Annotated in this window: 13 protein-coding genes and 2 tRNA genes; 3 read left to right on the top strand and 12 right to left on the bottom strand. The window is 58.7% G+C overall.

What is annotated here, in order from left to right:
• Positions 1 to 44 precede the first annotated feature (44 nt).
• The 9 genes from DMP05_RS00890 to DMP05_RS00850 form a co-directional block, all read right to left on the bottom strand.
• The gene (locus DMP05_RS00890; protein ID WP_123218737.1) at positions 45 to 2,201 is read right to left on the bottom strand and encodes a ribonuclease R family protein; all 2,157 of its coding nucleotides are present in this window, start codon (positions 2,199 to 2,201) and stop codon (positions 45 to 47) included.
• A 284-nt stretch (positions 2,202 to 2,485) separates the two neighbouring features.
• On the bottom strand, positions 2,486 to 3,610 hold the full coding sequence (locus tag DMP05_RS00885) for a S41 family peptidase (protein ID WP_244594984.1): 1,125 nt from the start codon (positions 3,608 to 3,610) through the stop codon (positions 2,486 to 2,488).
• 150 nt (positions 3,611 to 3,760) lie between these two features.
• Positions 3,761 to 4,669 (bottom strand): permease-like cell division protein FtsX, encoded by a 909-nt coding sequence (gene ftsX / locus DMP05_RS00880; RefSeq protein WP_123218736.1) that lies wholly within the window; start codon positions 4,667 to 4,669, stop codon positions 3,761 to 3,763.
• Positions 4,662 to 5,669 carry a cell division ATP-binding protein FtsE gene (ftsE, locus tag DMP05_RS00875; RefSeq protein WP_425303942.1) on the bottom strand — a complete coding sequence of 336 codons (1,008 nt, stop codon included), beginning with the start codon at positions 5,667 to 5,669 and terminating at the stop codon, positions 4,662 to 4,664. Before ftsE ends, ftsX begins: the two co-directional genes overlap by 8 nt.
• A 286-nt stretch (positions 5,670 to 5,955) precedes the next feature.
• A complete protein-coding gene (locus tag DMP05_RS00870; protein ID WP_123218735.1) occupies positions 5,956 to 6,897 on the bottom strand; it encodes a transketolase family protein in 942 nt (313 codons plus the stop codon).
• On the bottom strand, positions 6,897 to 7,730 hold the full coding sequence (locus DMP05_RS00865) for a transketolase (protein WP_123218734.1): 834 nt from the start codon (positions 7,728 to 7,730) through the stop codon (positions 6,897 to 6,899). The genes DMP05_RS00870 and DMP05_RS00865 overlap by 1 nt, the downstream gene beginning before the upstream one ends.
• 97 nt (positions 7,731 to 7,827) lie before the next feature.
• Positions 7,828 to 8,922 carry a peptide chain release factor 2 gene (gene prfB, locus DMP05_RS00860; RefSeq protein WP_123218733.1) on the bottom strand — a complete coding sequence of 365 codons (1,095 nt, stop codon included), beginning with the start codon at positions 8,920 to 8,922 and terminating at the stop codon, positions 7,828 to 7,830.
• A gap of 248 nt (positions 8,923 to 9,170) precedes the next feature.
• Positions 9,171 to 11,963 carry a preprotein translocase subunit SecA gene (gene secA / locus DMP05_RS00855; RefSeq protein ID WP_123218785.1) on the bottom strand — a complete coding sequence of 931 codons (2,793 nt, stop codon included), beginning with the start codon at positions 11,961 to 11,963 and terminating at the stop codon, positions 9,171 to 9,173.
• Between the two features lie 162 nt (positions 11,964 to 12,125).
• On the bottom strand, positions 12,126 to 14,534 hold the full coding sequence (locus tag DMP05_RS00850) for a BTAD domain-containing putative transcriptional regulator (protein WP_161957432.1): 2,409 nt from the start codon (positions 14,532 to 14,534) through the stop codon (positions 12,126 to 12,128).
• A 371-nt stretch (positions 14,535 to 14,905) separates the two neighbouring features.
• Here DMP05_RS00850 and DMP05_RS00845 point away from each other — a divergent pair, with 371 nt between their 5' ends.
• The 3 genes from DMP05_RS00845 to DMP05_RS00835 all read left to right on the top strand — a co-directional run bounded on the left by DMP05_RS00845 (position 14,906) and on the right by DMP05_RS00835 (position 16,487).
• Positions 14,906 to 16,285: a CCA tRNA nucleotidyltransferase gene (locus DMP05_RS00845; protein WP_161957431.1), complete on the top strand. Its 1,380-nt coding sequence runs from the start codon at positions 14,906 to 14,908 to the stop codon at positions 16,283 to 16,285.
• A 46-nt stretch (positions 16,286 to 16,331) separates the two neighbouring features.
• A tRNA-Gln gene (locus tag DMP05_RS00840) sits at positions 16,332 to 16,405 on the top strand.
• A 5-nt stretch (positions 16,406 to 16,410) separates the two neighbouring features.
• Positions 16,411 to 16,487, top strand: a tRNA-Glu gene (locus tag DMP05_RS00835).
• 13 nt (positions 16,488 to 16,500) lie between these two features.
• Here the strand turns inward: DMP05_RS00835 and DMP05_RS00830 are convergent.
• From DMP05_RS00830 to thiE, 3 genes are all read right to left on the bottom strand, one after another.
• A complete protein-coding gene (locus tag DMP05_RS00830; protein ID WP_123218730.1) occupies positions 16,501 to 16,863 on the bottom strand; it encodes a hypothetical protein in 363 nt (120 codons plus the stop codon).
• A gap of 169 nt (positions 16,864 to 17,032) precedes the next feature.
• Positions 17,033 to 17,833 (bottom strand): bifunctional hydroxymethylpyrimidine kinase/phosphomethylpyrimidine kinase, encoded by an 801-nt coding sequence (gene thiD / locus DMP05_RS00825; RefSeq protein WP_123218729.1) that lies wholly within the window; start codon positions 17,831 to 17,833, stop codon positions 17,033 to 17,035.
• 156 nt (positions 17,834 to 17,989) lie between these two features.
• Positions 17,990 to 18,673: a thiamine phosphate synthase gene (thiE, locus tag DMP05_RS00820; protein ID WP_123218728.1), complete on the bottom strand. Its 684-nt coding sequence runs from the start codon at positions 18,671 to 18,673 to the stop codon at positions 17,990 to 17,992.

Genomic DNA, 18,673 nt, shown 5'->3' with positions numbered 1-18,673 from the left:
TACCGCGACGCCGCGAAGAGAAAAGGCGCGCCAGAAACAGCGCATTACTTTCGGGCGACGAGCCTGGGGCCGATGCGGCGCACAAGGTCGAAGTCGGCGCGGCGAGCATAGGGGTACACCGACGAAATGCGCACGCGCACCTTCGTGCCCAAGCGATAGACCACGCCCGAATCGGAGCCGAACAGCACGCGTCGCGCCGCATCGAGCACAAAGTATTCCCCCGTATCACGCAGCGAAACGAAGCCTTCGCACGTATCGGCCAGGCGCACGAAGAAGCCCTGGGCCATAACGCCCGAAATCATGCCATCGACCTCATCGCCAATGCGCTGCTCGAGCAGCTCGAACAGCTTGAGCTCCTGAGATTCGCGCGCGGCTTCTTCGGCGGTGCGTTCCGCGGTCGATGCATGGTCGGCAATGCGCGCCAGGGCCGATTCCAAAGCCGAGGTCTCACCCGTGCGGCCGAAAAGCGCCACTTTCAGCATGCGATGCACCATAAGGTCGGGATAGCGGCGAATGGGGCTCGTGAAATGCGTGTATGCCGTGCTCGCGAGCCCGAAGTGCCCCTCGCACGAATCAACGTACACCGCGCGCTTCATTGCGCGCACCACAAGCGACGACACGAGGAATTCCTCGCTGCGCCCACGCGCGAACGAGAGCACCTGCTGGATGGCGAACGGATCGCCCGCCTTGAAATTCGCAAGCGATACATGCCTGTCGTAGCCAAATTCCTGAAGAATTGGCACGAGTTCTGCCAAATCGCCCGACGAAGGCGGCTCATGCACGCGAAAAATCGACGGAATTCCCGCATCGCGCAAATATCGAGCAACCGCCTCATTGGCGGCGATCATGGCCTCTTCGACAAGCGCCGTCGCATCGGTTTTGCGACGAATAGACACGCTGACGGGCACGCCTTCATCGTTCAGGCGGACCTTGGCCTCTTCACTCTCAAAATCCATGCCTCCACGACGCACGCGATTGGCATGGAGTGCCTGAGCGATTTCATGCAGAACGCCAATCGATTGCGCGATGTCTTCGGCAAACGCGCCAGCCATAGGCCGCAGGGCCGCAACCGCCGCCTGAAAATCGCCAGCCTGCAAAGCGTCAATGGAAACTTGCACGGCACCATACGTAAGCCGCGCTTTCGACTTGATGACCGACGGGGTTATGCGCGCATCCCGAACAAAGCCCTTTTCATCGATGAGCATCTCGACGCTCATCGCGCGGCGTTCTTCATGTGGCCGCAGCGAGCACACATCGTTCGAAAGCGCCTCGGGAAGCATGGGCAGCACGCGATCGACCAAATACACGCTCGTCGCGCGTTCGCGAGCCTCGAAGTCGACCTGAGAATTCCAAGGAACGTAGTGCGATACATCGGCAATATGAACGCCCAGAATGAAGAACCGCGCGCCTGCAGCCGAAGAAGCATCGTCTGCCGCGCAGGCAATGCCCGGCTCGGAGCTGCCCTCCTTCTTGGCGGCAAGCGCCCTATGGGCACTGCGAAGCATTGCGGGGCCATCAAGCCAAACGCACGCCGCGCTTACGGCATCGTCGAAATCTTTTGCATCATCGGGGTCGACCGTAAACGCGAGCTCGCTTCTCAAATCGACATAGCGTCCGCTGTTGAAAGCGGCGTCGGCATCGACGGCAGCGCCTTCAACTTCGGCAAGCGATGTTGCCGAAAACGATGTTGCCAGCTTATGGCGAGCAATAATGAGCTCGACATCGGCCCCAGGCTGGCCTTCATGCCCAAGCACTTCCTCGACCACGCCCTGCGCGGGCTCTCGCCGCGACGGGAACGAGGTCATGCGCACGCGCACGATGTCGCCATCTTTCACATGAGGAGCATCGCTGCGCAAGGTGAAGATGTCATGCTTGATGCGGGGGTCTTCAGGAACAACGACCCCAAAGGGTTCGGCGATTTCATATCGCCCGACAACCGTTTCGTGAGCACGGCCAACCACGCGAACCACGCGCCCTCGAAGCCTGTCTTCAAAGCCGCCCTCGCGTTCGCCATCGTGAATGCGAGCAACCTCCACCACATCGCCATCGAAAGCGTCGGCCGTTTTAGAGGCGGGAATAAAAAACTCCCCTTCAGAAGTCTGCACAAAACCGTACCCAGCGCCCGACATCTTCAGAACGCCTTGCGGCAAAATGCGCGGGGTGCGGCGGGCAGAGCTTTTTCTTGTACGTGAACGAGACATAGCATCCCTTCATAGGTCAAATGGAATATGAGTAAAAGAAGCAGCTGCGAAGCCCACCGAAGTTCGCAGTTTGTCGAGGCATAAGCAAAAACGAGATTACTTTCGCATAGAACTCAGCAAGAGGGAAGAGTCGAAAGCGAACCGTAACCGCAAAAACCCATGAAGCGCCGAGGAGGCATGAGTCCCGCCAAAGGCAAACCTACACAACGAAACAACAAGCCGAGGTCACGAACAACGTCGCAACCTCGGCTTGGAGGCAATCATATGTAAATACAGCGCCTGTCCTAGTCGACAACGAGCGAGCCAGCCGTCTCGATGGCGATTTCCTTCTGATTATCGACCGACGATCCCTCGCGCAAGGAAATCACCACGTCAGGCGACACGCCCACGCCATCGATCGTATACCCCGAAGGACTCTTGTAACGCGCGGCGGTATAGCGCAACGCGCCGCCGAACGAAAGCGGCTTAGTAACCTGCACAGAACCGCGGCCCATGGTATTGACGCCCACCAACGTCGCACGGTTCGAATCGCGCAACGCAGCCGCGAGAACCTCGGCGGAACCTGCGGTGTTGCCGTTCACGAGAACGACGACCGGCGCATCGGTTGCCACATTGCCCGAAACTTGCTTGGTAGTTTGGGCGTCGACCGTGTCGATTTCGACCACGACGCCGCTCTTCACGAACAGCGAAGCCACGTCGACCGCCTTGTTCAAATAGCCACCAGGATTATCGCGCAAATCGAGCACGAACGACTGAGCCCCTTGCGAAGAGAGCTCTTCTATCGCCTGGCGCACGAGCGAATCGGCGTTCTGCGTGAACTGGCGCAGTTTGATATAGCCGACGTTGTTCTGCAGCTGGGCAGTCACATTCGGCTCAGTGTAATCGGTGCACACGAGCGTCGTGGTGAATTCATCGCCGCCCGAAGCATCGAGGGACGTAGGCCGACGCCACGTGATGACGACGGTCGAGCCAGCCTCGCGCTGCACGGCATTGATAACTTCAGTCGACGTCCATTCTTGCGAACGATCGCCATCGATGGCCACCACGAAATCGCCCGGCAAAACGCCCGCGTCGCTCGCCGAAGAGCCCTCAAACACATCGAGCGCATAGGCTTGGCCGTTGTATTCCGAGAAGAACACGCCCACGCCTGGATAATCCTCCGACGCCGTTACGTCGACATAGGTCGAATAGCGATCAGCGGAATAGTAGCGCGTGAAGGTGTCGTTCGTGGATTGCAGGAACGAATCCAAAACCGCAGACGTGCAGGCATCGGTATCGTAGGAATCGAGACTCGATTTCGCCAAAATGCCTTCAACCTCGTTCAGACGCGAGGCAACTTCGCCAGAATCGGCCGAAGCCGCCTGGACGGCGGCTTTCGTTTCCGGCTCTTCAATTCCCAAACGACTCATAAGGTCGTGGTTTCCGCGCACGACGAAACCGGCGCAAAAAAGCGCAACCGCGCACATGCATAAAGCGAGTTGCTTTATGATGCGCGCGTTGCGGGTCGTTACGTCGATATGGCCTTTGCGGTGTCGCACAGACATAGACATGGGGGCTATTTACACCTTCAAGTAGCGTCGCATAGCGAACAGCGAACCAATACCAGCAATGACCAAGCCGGCGACAATAAGCGCGGCGTAGATCATGAGATACGACGTCATGGACAAATCGATGGGCAGCCATGCCAAAGTGTTCGAAACCTGCGGCAGCGCGAAGCGGCGCAGCATTTCAATGGACAGAATGGCAAGGGCCGAACCGATAACGGCATGCATTGCGCCTTCCATAAGGAAAGGCCCACGAATGAAGCCGTTGCTCGCACCCACGAGACGCATGATGGCGATTTCCTTGCGGCGTGCCAAAATGGCCAAGCGGATGGTGTTGTTGATGAACACCAGCGCAATGAAGATGAGCAGGGCAACGAGCGCGACGCCGATGTAGCGAATGTAGTTCGTGAGCTCGAACAGGCGTTTCACGCTGCTCTGGCCATACTTGATGCTGTCGGCGGGGTTTTCCTCGTCGGCGATTTTCGCGAACGTGGAGTTACCCTCGATTTGAGAGGCGATGCCCTCAACCATCTGCGGGTCGGCGAGCTCGACGTCGATGGAAGCCGGCAGAGGATTCATGCCATCGAGCTGGTCAACGATTTCGCTGGAGCTCATAGAGTTGCTGAAGTTCTGCAGGGCTTCGTCTTTCGTGGTGAAGCCGACGCTTTGCACGCCGTCCATCTTCTCGATGGCCTTCATGACCGTATCGATGTCGGATTGCTCGGCATCGTCGGACACATACGCCGTGATAGAAACCTTGTCTTCCACCGACTTCACCGTGTTGTCGACGATAAGGCCGCCAACAAGGAAAATGCCGATGATGAGCAGGGATAGGAAAATCGTGATAATCGAACCGAGCGTCGTGGAAAGGTTTCGCGTAAAGCCCGTGAGCGATTCTTTGAAGAAGTAGAAAAGACTAGACATCGAAACCGTACACACCCCTATCTTGGTCGCGGGTCAACTGGCCGTTGTCGAGAGCAATAACGCGACGACGCATGTTGTCGACCATTTCGCGGTCGTGCGTTGCCACGAGCACCGTGGTACCGGTGCGATTAATGCGCTCGAGCAGATCCATAATGCCGCGCGAAGTTTGCGGGTCGAGGTTGCCCGTGGGCTCGTCGCACACCAGAAGCGGCGGACGATTCACGATGGCGCGCGCAATGGAAACACGCTGCTGCTCGCCACCAGAAAGCTGATCGGGACGCTTGTTAAGCTTGTCTTGCAGGCCAACCAGGCGCAAAACCTCGGGAACCTGAGTCTTAATCACGTGGCGGCTCTTGCCGATAACCTCGAGCGCGAACGAAACGTTCTCGAAAACGGTTTTGTTCGGCAGCAATTTGAAGTCTTGGAAAACGCAGCCAATGTTGCGGCGAAGATAGGGCACGCGCCAGTCGCGCATGGTCGTAAGATCTTCATCGGCAACATAAATATGGCCGCTCGACGGCTTGAGCTCGCGGGTAATGAGCTTGATGAAGGTAGACTTACCCGAACCCGAATGGCCAACGAGGAAGACGAACTCGCCCGCATAGATTTGCAGGGAGATATCGTGCAGCGAAGGCTTGTTCGGCTGCGCCTGGTAGACCTTCGTCACATGATCGAAGGTGATGACAGGCGCACCCATGGGCTGGGACTGCTGCGCGTCTTCAAGCGAAAGAGAAGGAAGCGCCGCCGACAAGTCGGAACGAATGGCCGGCTGGGCGGGAGCATGGTGACCGCGGCCAGCGTGGCCGGGTGCAAGTTTGTTCATTGCGGGGAGCGCGCCAGTTGCCTGGGGGCTCACAGCGCGGTTTGCCGAAGTGGCGCCCGCGGATTGAGCGACGTTGGAGCCTGCATGGGCGGCATGGCGGCCCACAGGCGGCGTCACCCGCGACGTAGCCCCCGCTTCGAGGGGATCGCGACGTCGCGCGTCATTGGTGTTCGTCACAGAGTGCTCCGTTCAAATAATGGTTACTGGACTCAATCCGCTTATTCTACCAAGATACGCAAATCCCTGCTCGCTTCGCTACGAAACAAACACTGCACTGAATAGAGCCTGAAAAGCACAGCGGAGCGCCGCACCCAAGAAACTCGCCGGCCGCCCCGAGGGGTTCCTCGGGACCACGGCTCGCTACCGTTCGCTGCGCTCACTATGCGCTCGCCTGGCTGCGTTCCATTTTTAAAAGAAAAGGCCGGGCATAAACCCGGCCTTGAACAAGCGACGCTCTAACGCGCTATTTGCGAGAGATAACCTTTTTGGCCGCCTCGGCGATAGCGGCGGCATCCATGTGGAATTCCACGAGCAGTTCCTCGTAGCTTGCCGACGTGCCGAAGCAATCCTGCATGCCCACGCGCTCGAGCGGAGCGGGATGCTTTGCGGCCAGGCATTCCGCCACGGCGCCACCAAGGCCGCCGATAACGGAGTGCTCTTCAGCGGTCACGATGCAGCCCGTCTTCTCGACCGACGCCAAAATGGTGTCTTCGTCGAGCGGCTTCACGCAGAATGCGTCGATAACCTCTGCGGAAATGCCTTCAGCGGCCAGCAACTCGGCGGCCTTCAGGGCCTCATCGATTTCGACGCCGCAGGCGACGATGGAAACATCGCTGCCCTCGCGAAGCACGTATGCGCGACCCATCTCGAGCTCTTTGCCCGGCTCATAGACGCACGGCACCGATGCGCGGCCCATGCGCACATACACGGGGCCCGGCGTTTCGGCGGCCAGCTTAATGGCGGCCTTCGCAGCGTAGTAGTCGGCGGGAACGAGAACGCGCATGTTCGGCAGCACGCGCATAAGGGCGATATCTTCGACCATCTGATGGCTGCCGCCGTCGGGGCCTACGGAAATGCCGGCATGCGTAGGGGCGATTTTCACGTTCAGATTCGCATAGCACACGGTGTTGCGAATTTGATCATACACACGGCCGGTGCCGAACACGGCGAACGAGCCAGTGAATGCGGTGTGGCCCGTGAGCGAGAGACCAGCGGCCACGCCAACCATATCTTGTTCGGCGATGCCAACGTTCACTAGGCGCTCGGGATGCGCAGCGCCCAGCTTTTTGGTGGTGGTGGAACCAGAAAGGTCGGCCTCGACGGCTACGACGTCGATACCCTGTTCCACCAATTCGACCAGCGTCTCACCGTAGGCGGCGCGGGTTGCTTTTTTCTCTGCAGCCATTATTTAGCCTCCTTGTTCGCGGTGAGTTCGGCGAGGGCCTGCTCGGTTTGCTCGGCGTTCGGCGCCTTGCCATGCCAGCCAGCCTGGTCTTCCATAAAGGAAACGCCCTTGCCCTTGGTGGTTTCGGCGACGATTACGCACGGCTTGCCGCTGCGAGATTCCTTGGCGCTTTCAAGCGTGGCGAGAATGGCTTCCATGTCGTTGCCGTCGCACTGGAACACCTGCCAGCCGAACGAGCGGAACTTGTCGCCCAAGTCTTCCGGCGAGCATACGGTTTCGATGCGGCCGTCGATTTGCAGGTGGTTGTGATCGACGATGGCCACCAAGTTATCGAGGCCCTTGTGAGCCGCGAACATCGCAGCTTCCCACACCTGGCCCTCTTGGCATTCGCCGTCGCCCATAAGGGTGAACACCGAAGACTCAGAACCGTTGAGCTTCAGGCCGAGCGCCATGCCGGCAGCGATAGAGAGGCCCTGGCCGAGCGAGCCCGTAGATGCCTCAACGCCCGGAAGCTTCCTGCAATCGGGATGACCCTGAAGGCGGCTGTGCAGCTTGCGCAGCGTGGCGAGCTCTTCTTTCGGGAAGTAGCCAGCCTCGGCAAGCGTGGCGTAAAGCGCCGGTGCCGCATGGCCCTTCGAAAGAAGGAAACGGTCACGGTCTTCGGCCTTCGGATTTTCCGCATCGTGCTTGAGCACGCCCCCGAAATACAACGCACACATAATGTCTGCCGCCGAAAGCGAGCCACCCGGATGCCCGCTTCCCGCTTCGGCCACCATTTTCACGATATCGACGCGGATATCGCCGGCCATGCTCTTCAGCTCTTCGAGATTCACGACGCCCCTTTCTGTCGTTCAAGAAAAAAGCGCCCCGCATGCGCGGGACGCCTCATCACGCAATTGATTGCATCGTATCGCAAATTCGCGTTTCGGGCTATTGGGATACGCGCCAACGATGATAGCCCACAACGAATTCATCGATATCGCCGTCAAGCACAGCATCGACGTTGCTCGTTTCGACGCCGCTGCGCAAATCTTTCACAAGCTGATACGGATAGAGCACGTAGTTGCGAATCTGGCTACCGAAGCCGTTTTCCTGTTTTTCGCCACGAATGGCATCGAGTTCGGCATCACGCTTTTGGCGCTCAAGCTCATACAACCTGCCGCGCAGCACCTTGAACGCAGATTCCTTGTTCATAAGCTGGCTTTTCTCGTTTTGGCAAGTAACGACGATACCCGTGGGAATATGCGTGAGTCGCACGGCCGAATCGGTGGTGTTCACGCACTGGCCGCCTGGACCGCTCGAGCGGTATACGTCGACGCGCACGTCGTTCGGGTTCAAATTCACCTCGATGTCGTCGGACATCACGGGCATGACCTCCACACTGGCGAACGTCGTTTGGCGGCGGCCCTTGATGTCGGTCGGCGAAATGCGCACGAGTCGGTGCACCCCATGCTCACTGCGCAGCATGCCATAGGCGTTTTTGCCTTCCACCTGGAACACCGCGCGATCAAGGCCAATGCCCTCGCCCGGCACCACATCGAGCACTTTGAGTTTCCATCCCTTTTTCTCGACGTATCGCGAGTACATGCGATAGAGCATGTCGGTCCAGTCCTGCGCTTCGAGCCCGCCTTGGCCAGGGTTTACCGACACGATGGCGTCAGAGGAATCGAGGTCGTCGGCGAACCAGGAATCGATTTCGAATTGATCGAGCATGGAATCGAGGCGCGAGAGGCACATTTGAACCTCGGCGGCGAAGCCTTCGTCTTCACTGGCGAGTTCATCGGCAGCACGCGCATCGTCGAGCAGGCCGCACGCGACGTCATACGCATTAAGCGTGTCGCGCAGATTGCTCGCCTTCTTCGAAACCTCCTGTGCCGCAGCCGCGTCATCCCAGAAACCAGGCTGCGCAGCCTTATGGTCGAGATTGACGAGCTCGGCTTTGGAGTCCTCGATATGCAGGTATTCACGCGCCGCAGCCAAACGCTCGGCAACATCGTCGATATTCAGGTTTTCTTTCTCAGCCATAGCTCAAACCATTCAGAATTCAAAAACAGCATTTCGGCAGCGCGCGCATAAGCGAGCACGCAAGCCCTGATACAAGCAACGGCCCGACAATACATCGGGCCGAGCAAAAGCAGATATCGTTCCAACGCCGAATCCAGCAGAAAGCGAAATGCAATTCGAATGCAATCAGCGCCTCACTGCGAGATTGGCCGTCAAGCGGTGTACGACATCCATCACCGCGCCGCCCCTCTAGACGGCGCGATATTGCATCACCTATTGAAGCCGTGGCACTTCTTGAACTTCTTCCCGCTTCCGCACGGGCAAGGATCGTTCGGCTTCACGTTCACATAGGGATCGGAATCTTCATCTTTGCGATACGTCTTCGGCTTCGCCGTCGCCGCGGGCTTCGGCGGCTGGCCAGCGGTTGCCTGTGTGGGACGGACACCGCGGCCGGCGATGGTATTTTCGGAAAGAGCGGCCTCGGGCGAGGAATAGCTCACCTTGCCATCGAGGGGCGACGACTCTTCCTGCTCCACGGGAACAGCGATGCGCAGGCGCAGCAGCGTGCGCAGGAAGTCTTCGTACATCGAAGACGTGAGCTCCGAGAATGCGCGATGCGCTTCTTCTTTATATTCGACGAGCGGGTCGCGCTGGCCGAAGGCGCGCAGGCCAATGCCCGTCTTCAAATAATCCATCGCCTGCAGGTGGTTCATCCAACGCACATCCATGATGCGCAGCATAACCTGGCTTTCGAGCTGGCGCATCGCGTCGGCACCAAGGGTTTCTTCCTTGGAACGATACGTGCCCATGAGATATTCCTCAAGGGCGTCTTCGAGAGCCTCGGGGTCGTCTTCATGGTCGACTTCCTCGGCCTTGAAGGAAGCTTCGCCCGTCATATTCGCCGCCCACACGTCGACGGCCTTCATGTCCCAGTCGTCGCTCGGCAGCTTGGCCGGGCAATTCTCGTCAATCACAGCATCGACTTCGTCGTCGACGATTTCCTCGATGCGAGAAGACAAGTCTTTGCCGTCGAGAATCGCGTTGCGCTCCTTATAGATGGCGTTACGCTGTAGATTCATGACGTCGTCGTATTCGAGCACGTTTTTACGAGCGGCGAAGTGCATGGCCTCGACCTGGCGCTGAGCGCTTTCGATAGCCTTGGTCACCATGCCCGCTTGAATCGGCATGTCGTCGGTCGCGCCGGTTTTTTCCATCATGCGGCTGATGGAATCCATGCGATTGCCGCCGAACAGACGCATGAGGTCGTCTTCGAGCGAGAGGTAGAACTGCGTGAGGCCCGGGTCGCCCTGGCGGCCGGCGCGGCCACGCAGCTGGTTGTCGATGCGTCGGCTCTCGTGGCGTTCGGTGCCGATAACGGCCAAGCCACCCGCACGGCGCACCTGTTCCTGCTCGCGCTTGCACGTTTCCTTCGCCTGGGCGAGCGCCGCATCGCGATCGGCCTGCGTAGGAACCTTCAGCTGGTTCTCGCCTTCCTGCGCCTCGGTCTCGGGGGTTGCTTCGGGGTCGAAGCCGCGCTGGCGCAGCACGTCGTCAGCGAGCACCTCGGGGTTGCCGCCGAGCAAAATGTCGGTACCGCGGCCAGCCATGTTCGTCGCGATGGTCACAGCGCCCAGGCGGCCCGCCTGCGCGACGATATGCGCCTCGCGCTCGTGGTTCTTCGCGTTCAAGGTCTCGTGGGGAATGCCGCGCTTGTCGAGCAGACGCGAGAGCTTCTCGGAGCTTTCAACCGAAACGGTGCCAACCAAACAAGGCTGGCCGGCCGCATGGCGTTGCTGCACGTCATCGGCCACGGCTTGATATTTCGCCTCGATAGTGCGGTACACCAGGTCGTTTTCGTCTTTACGAATGACGGGCTTGTTCGGCGGAATGGCCACGACGGGCAGCTTGTAGATCTGACGGAACTCGGCGTCTTCGGTCATGGCGGTACCCGTCATGCCCGAGAGCTTGTCGTAGAGACGGAAGTAGTTCTGCAATGTGATGGTCGCGAGGGTTTGGTTCTCTTCGCGAATGCGAACGTTTTCCTTCGCCTCCATCGCCTGATGCAGGCCTTCCGACCAGCGACGGCCTTCCATAATGCGGCCCGTGTTTTCGTCGACGATTTTCACCTCGCCGCCCACTACGACATAATCGATATCGCGATGGAACATGAAGTGGGCCTTCAAGGCCTGTTGCAAGTGGTTCGCAAGCTGGCCCGAAGGGTCGTCGTAGATATCGTCGATGCCCAAGCGGGCCTCGATTTTCGCCAAGCCAGTCTCAGTCGCGAAGATGGTCTTTTTCGCCTCATCGAGCTCATAGTCTTCGTCGCGAACTAGACCGAACATCGCCTGGGAGAACTTCTTGTAGGTATCGGCGGCCTTCACGCCCGCGCCGGAAATGATGAGCGGGGTGCGCGCCTCGTCGATAAGGATGGAGTCAACCTCGTCGACGATGGCGAAGTTGTGGCCGCGCTGCACACGGGCGCTCGCGCGGGTTACCATGTTGTCGCGCAGGTAGTCGAAACCGAATTCGGCATTGGTGCCATACGTCACGTCGGCTTTATATGCGAGAATACGTTGGGACTGGCGCATGCCATTTTGCACCAAGCCCACTTCCATACCCAAGAAGCGATACAAACGGCCCATCCACTCGCTGTCTCGGCGAGCGAGGTAGTCGTTCACGGTAACGATGTGCACGCCTTCGCCGGAAAGCGCATTCAAATAACCGGCGAGCGTAGAAACGAGCGTTTTGCCTTCGCCGGTTTTCATTTCGGCAATTTGGCCTTCATGAAGCGCCATGCCGCCAATGAGCTGCACGTCGAAATGACGCATGCCCATAACACGCTGGCCGGCCTCGCGCACCGTGGCGAATGCCTCGGGCAGAAGGCTGTCAAGGCTTTCGCCATTCGCCGCGCGTTCCTTATAGGCAGCGGTAAGAGCCACGAGCTCGGCATCAGTGAGCGCCTGCATGGATGGCTCAAGCGAGCCGATTTTGTCAACGAGCGATTGATAGCGCTTGAGCTGCTTGCCCTCGCCAAACGTGAGGAGCTTCGAAAGAAATCCCATGGTCTTCCTCATCTCGCCCACGAACGCATAGTGGGCGGCATCGATTTTCGAATGATATGCGCGAATACACGCGTAGCTATACACGTTCGGCAACTTTACCACAGCGAACAGGAACAGAGGCAAACGGGCATCAAGCAAACAAAGAACCGTCACCCGATGGTTTCATTCGGCCGACTTTTGCATCGGCTCTTTCCCATTGAGCAGTTCGCAGTACATTTCCCGCATGCGATCGCCCGGGTCGATGCCCAGCTCCTCGGCAAGATGCTTCGCGCACAGCCGATAGGTTTCCATAGCCTGGACGCGCTGACCACTCGCCGCCTGCGCGCGCATAAGGGCAAACGCGGCATCTTCGCGGCCGGGACACGCATCCGCCGCGACCTCGGCAAACCACAACGCCGTATCCGCTTCGCCCGCATCTACCAGCCGCAACGCCGCACTGACGTACGCGTCGATTCGTCGCGCACGATACTTCAAGCGCATGGCGGCAATGAAAGCGTTCTCCGTTTCAGACGGAAGCAAATCGCACGAGAACGACTCCTCCATCTTCTCGAATACGGCAAGCCATGCGCGGGCGTTGGGCTCGTCGAACAGAAGCGTGCGGCAAAGCGCATCGAATTCGTCCACGTCGCTTTTCACATAACGCGTATCTACCATGACGCTTGCGCGATGGCGCACAAGGTAGGGGCAATCTTCGTCATGCTCGGCACCAAGAGCCCGACGAAGTCGGCACCATAGCGAATAGAAGTTGTTCGTAGCGCGCTCGGGCGTCGCATCGGGCCACATAATGCGAAGCAATTCAGGCCGCGCGATTTCCTTCCCGCGAAACAACACGAGCACGGCCAACAGTGTTTTCGTACGCTGTTTCGCGAACAAATGGGGGTCGACCGCAACCCCGCCAATGGTCACTTCCATTCCTCCGAATATATTCACGCGCATCTCGGGAATAACGGCAGGGCGAGGGCTCTGCATGGCGCAATCGCTCAAAGGCATCTGTGCCGGCGCAAGGCTCGGCCGCGTTCGACCGCGTCGCTGCTCGGCGAGTCCAGCCGCCAGCACATCGCATGCATGCTGGCGGGCGGACGAAAGAGGCACATCCCCGCCGGATTCCACAACGGCTGCAACCAAAATCGCTTCGCACACCGTTGCCTCTTCGGTCGAATCGACCATGCGATCCACAAGCGCGCGAGAGGCTGAAAGCACCATGGCGAGGTCCTCCCCGTTCGCACGGCGAGAGACGCGCCTCAGCAGCGTCGCGCAATACACCGTCGCCGTGCGCAGCACATGGGTATCGACGCCTGCATTGCGCAACGCCCGGCACGCCGCCGCAACGTCTCCCTTATGAAGCGCGATCGCCGAGACGGCGATACGACCCGCCAATGCGTCGTTCGCAAGAACCTCGACCTTGCCTGCCGCGATATTCCCGAGCGTCTCGAGCGCCGCACTTCGCGCCGATTCGCCGCCCGCATCAAGCGCGACGAGCGCGCACATGAGCGCATCGGTTGACGATATTCCCCGCATACCCAATGCGCAGCACGCGACAGACGAGGCGCGCTCCTTCTCGCCAAGCACAAACAATCTTCCCGAAGCAGCAGCTACCATCGAGGCGTCAAGACCCGTGCTTCGGGATCCCAAGCTTTCGAAGAGCTCCTGCAAAGGACGCACGCATCCCGAATCGAACAGATGCCACTGCTGCTGCAAAATCCACGAAATTCGACGCTTGCGGGCGCAGGCTATCTGCATGATTTCGCATGCGCGCGGCCCCATTCCACGAGCAGCGAGCATGCAGGCGACCTTCGCAGAAAGAGCATCGCGCGCAGAGGGGGTTGCGACTCGGCCAAGCGAATCAATCGACTCCCCCAAACCCTCCATCATCTGCGCTACATCAAACCCGTGCGCCTCGAAAGTCTCATCGGCTAAATCAACGCCCACATAAGGGTAATGTTCACTGATGAAGCGGCGCACATCGGCTCGCACGCCTCCGGAAACGGCCGACAGGTCATCGAAGGAGCCCACTTGCAAGGCTTCCATCACGAATACGGGAGCGCGCATTTCCGAAGGCATCTCTCCAAGGCGCATACCGCGCAAAAACTCGCGCATGCCATCTTGCCCGCCCCATAAAAAGGCAGGAACACGATCGCATTCACGCAAGCCCTCAACCGACGCCACATGGCTCGAGGAAAGCTCGCAATCGTCGACAAGCAAGTCGCGAGCTCCGACGATAACGCAATCGCGCTGGGCATCAGCGATAGCGCCGAACGCAGGCGTCGTGGTAACGAGCACTTCGCAACCTGCCTCAAGAAGCGCATCAATTTCATGCGAGAAACACTCCGAACGTGCATCCGCCAAAAAGGGGACGTCGTCGAACACCACAAGGTCCAACTGCGCCGGTCGCGCAATAAGCGTTTTGGCAATTATCCCCGCATCCAAATCGCGCAGAAAGCATGGGCTCGAGCAATCGAGCCAATGAACGCCGCGAAACGAGAACATCGATGCCGCATATTCGAGTCCTAGACTCGTTTTGCCGAAACCCGAAGGGGCGACCACGAATCTCGCGACATCGCGCTCTGCCACCAATCGCTTAACGAGACGAGGCCTTGAATAAATCCTTTGCGGCCCGATCTTCTTCGGACGCCTCCCATTGCAAGCGGCATTTTCAAGGTACCCCATGAGTCCATCTCCTCCTCGTGTCAAGTCGCGAATGCCCCATTAATCATCCGCAACGCCTGAGTTGTTTTGCGCGGCAATCGTCGCGCGATTCGAGGAACGGACAGCGATTCTATAGAAGAAAAAGCTCCAGCGAAATATCAGCGAAAATGCCAGGGAAGCCATTTAAAGAAGAAAATCGAAGAAAGTATCAATCAGTGTTTTCGAGCTTTGCAAAAAATACGTGCTACATCGCAAAACACGGACTTCAACCAGCACTTTTCCACTATGCTTTCCCCATGGATACTCGAATCGACATAATAGCCCACTCCCCTGCGGCATTGGCAATTCGCGCCCTTGAAAAAAGCGGTTACCAAGCGTGGATTGTAGGCGGCTGGGTACGCGACACGCTCATGGGGCGCATGCCCCATGACGCCGACATTGCGACAAACGCGCCCTGGGAGCACACCAAACGTATCATGTGCGGCGCCGGATACGCCGTGCACGAAACGGGAGTGAAGCACGGCACCGTTACCGCCATCGTAAGCGGGGAACCCATCGAGATCACCACTTATCGCATCGAAGGGCCCTATTCCGACTCGCGACACCCCGACTACGTGGAATTCGTCGACAGCATCGAACTCGACCTCGCACGACGCGACTTCACCATGAACGCCATCGCCTTTCACCCTACACGCGGCATCTTCGACCCGTTCGACGGCGCGAGCGACATCGAGGCCCGAACGATTCGAGCCGTGGGCGATGCGCGCAAGCGTTTCGAGGAAGACCCCTTGCGCATACTCCGCGCGGCGCGCTTCGAAGCGCAAACCGGCTTCGAGATCGAGCCCGCCACGCGCGATGCCGCATTCTCGTGCGCGCACCTGCTTGACAGCGTTGCGCGCGAACGCACGGGAAGCGAATTGACCAAGCTTTTATGCGGGCCCTATGCGGGACGTGTCATTGAAAACGAATTTCCCATCGTCGTGCAAGCTATAAACGAGCTCAAGGTAGCACGAGGCTTTAAGCTGAAATCGAAACGACACGCTTACGACTTACTCGGACATCTCGCCCATAGCGTCTCCGCCGCGCCGGAAAACGAGGCGCTCCGTTGGGCGGCGCTCCTTCATGACATCGCCAAGCCCGAATCGAACCACGACCACGCGCAGCGCAGCAGCACCACCGCCACGCGCATCATGCAACGGCTTCGAATCGGACGGCAGCAGACGCAGCAAGCCGCTGACGCGATCGCGTGGCATACGACGAGCTTCCCGCCAAGCGAGGAGGCCCTGCGTCTTTTCGTCGCCTGCCTAGGCGGCGATGTACCCCGCGCGCGACGGGCACTCCTGCTCCAGCGAGCCGACGCGAGTGGACACGGCCCAAAGGGAGACGCGCGCGAAAAAGAGGTCGATGAAGAACTCGCCATGCTCGATGCGCTCGAATGCAGCGGAAAGCCGCTCGGCGCGAAACAGCTCGCACTGTCGGGCAGAGAGGTTGCAGACTTGGGAAATCTTCATGGTTCGGAAATCGGCAGAACCCTCGATGCTCTGCTTGCCGCAGTCGTCGAAGGCGAGGTCGAAAACACCCCCGAGGCGCTGCGTTCTCACCTGAACTTCGCGATTGAAAACGCCGAAGAACAAATTTTTCAAAAAAAGTTGCGAAAGTTCTTGACGAAACGCTAGGAAGTCCGTAATATACCAACTCGCGCCGCAAGAGCGCACAAATCACTGGGGTGTCGTCTAATGGCAGGACAGCGGTTTCTGGTGCCGTATGTGAGGGTTCGACTCCTTCCACCCCAGCCATTTTTGGCCTGGTCGTCTAGCGGTTTAGGACGCCGCCCTCTCAAGGCGGAGATCGGGGGTTCGAATCCCCTCCAGGCTACCACGATTGTTACAGGTCAGGCGATTGCCTGGCCTGTTTTGTATTTCTGGTCAGGTTGCGGGGATTCGAACCGATGAGGTGGAATTCCGTCAAGAAAACTGCCCAGTGGGCAGTTTTTAGGAATTCGCCCGAAGGCTTTAGCCTGAGGGTTCGGGGCGCGCGCAGCGCGGCCAGGAATCCCCTCCAGGCTACCATGGTTTCTAAAGCCCATTCTGACGAACGGGCTTTTTTGTTGCCGCTGCGCGATGCCCTGGCGCCGCATTTCGTGCCACCGATTTTGTTTATTGACTCCCCTCTCGGCTTGTTTTCCACAAAAACTTTTCCACATTTTGATTGCGTTGGTCCCTTTCTCTTCCACAGCCTTTTCACGCGATTTCATTGACGTTTTCCTCGCATTTTCCCGTCTTGGCTCCTGCTTTGAATCGCAACAAAAGAACGGTCTTCGTTCATTTATTAGTTAGACTGATGAAAAATCGCTTTTCCACACCATAAAAAAGTTATCCACATACTGGCGAACGGCACATTGGGTCGGTAAGCGGTTTTCTCGATTACCGACCTCTATATTCCCACATATGATCGAGCGGACCCGAGCCTTTGCCCAAATCCAGCTGAGCAGCAAGCGCTCCCGAAATATAGCGCTTCGCATATTCGCACGCCTCAAACACGGTGAAACCCTTCGCGAGCCCACACGCAATCGCGCTCGAAAGAGTGCATCCCGTGCCATGCGTATTGTCGTTTTCGATGCGCTCACCTGGTAGCCAGCACGTAAACCCGCGCTCAGCTAGCACATCATCGGCATCGCTTATGCCGTGTCCGCCTTTCACAAGAACCGCAACGCCGAAACGCTCCGACAACTCGCCCGCCGCAGCCTCCATATCACGCTTCGTCGCTATGCTCCTCCCCCAGAGCACTTCCGCTTCGGGTATGTTGGGCGTTATCACGCTCGCAAGCGGAAACAAGCGCCCTGTAAGCGCCTCAGAGGCGCCATCGCTTATAAGGCGGCTTCCACTCGTCGACACCATAACGGGGTCGACCACGATGTTCTCAGCCGCATGCGCGCGCAGCGATTCCGCAATTGCAACCACATTCAACGCCGATGACACCATACCGATTTTCACGGCGCCAGGGCGAATGTCTTCGAACACCGCATCAATCTGTTGCACCACAAATTCGCTCGGAACATCGAGCACGCCCGAAACCCCCATGGTATTTTGCGCGGTAAGCGCCGTGATCGCGGTTTGGGCGAACAGCCCCAACGCCTCGATGGTTTTCAAATCGGCCTGAATGCCCGCCCCACCCGAGGAATCGGAACCGGCGATACTTACGACCGAAGGGATCTTAAAGCCCATAGCTCTCCTCACACGCAACTCGGCAATCTCATGCACCCATAATACAATTCGCCGGGCATAAAGGCGGAAAAGGCGCCCGCAAGAAAACGGAAGCCAGCAAGCCGGCTTCCGTCCCATTCAATCGATTATCCCGCTGTTCGAACCGCTCGCAAGCAACTACACGAGCAGGTCAACGCCATCCATGATGCGTCTTAAGTCCCGCGTCGCGGATACGATGTCGCCCGCAGCAAAAATCGCCGACACGACCGCAGCGCCATGCACGCCCGTATGGGCGAGCGACGCAAGCGTGCTCGCATTCAAGCCGCCAATGCCAACCACGGGAATGCTCACGGCAGCACATATTTCCCGCAGCGTGCGCAAAGACACATCGGCCGCCTCGGGCTTGGTTGCTGTCTTGAACAACGCCCCCACGCCCAAATAGTCGGCGCCTGCAGCCTGCGCGGCAAGAGCTTGCTCCACCGTTTGCGCCGACACGCCCACAATGGCGCCCTCGCCCAAACGTGCCCTCGCGCTCGCGCACGACTCATCCGACTGGCCAACATGCACGCCATCGGCACCTACGGCAAGAGCCGCCTCTACGTCGTCGTCGATTACAAACGGAACTTTCCCAGCAAGGCCTTCGCGTTCGAGCTCGTCGCGAATTTCCGCATACGCGCTTATGAGCTCCTTAGTTGTGGCACGCTTTGCACGAAGTTGCAGAAACGTCGCCCCTCCGCGCACCGCCTGGGCGCAGCATGACGCAAGCGTACGCTCGCCCAGCCACGCATCATCGGAAACGGCATACAGCAAAAGCGACTCGGGAGCACGGCGAAAACGCTCGCGCGGCGTGAGCGCCGTCAT

Origin of the sequence: Slackia isoflavoniconvertens (genome assembly GCF_003725955.1) — a bacterium.
GTDB lineage: Bacteria > Actinomycetota > Coriobacteriia > Coriobacteriales > Eggerthellaceae > Slackia > Slackia isoflavoniconvertens.
Note: the sequence above shows the minus strand (reverse complement) of the source record. Positions and strands in the feature narration are given on the sequence as shown.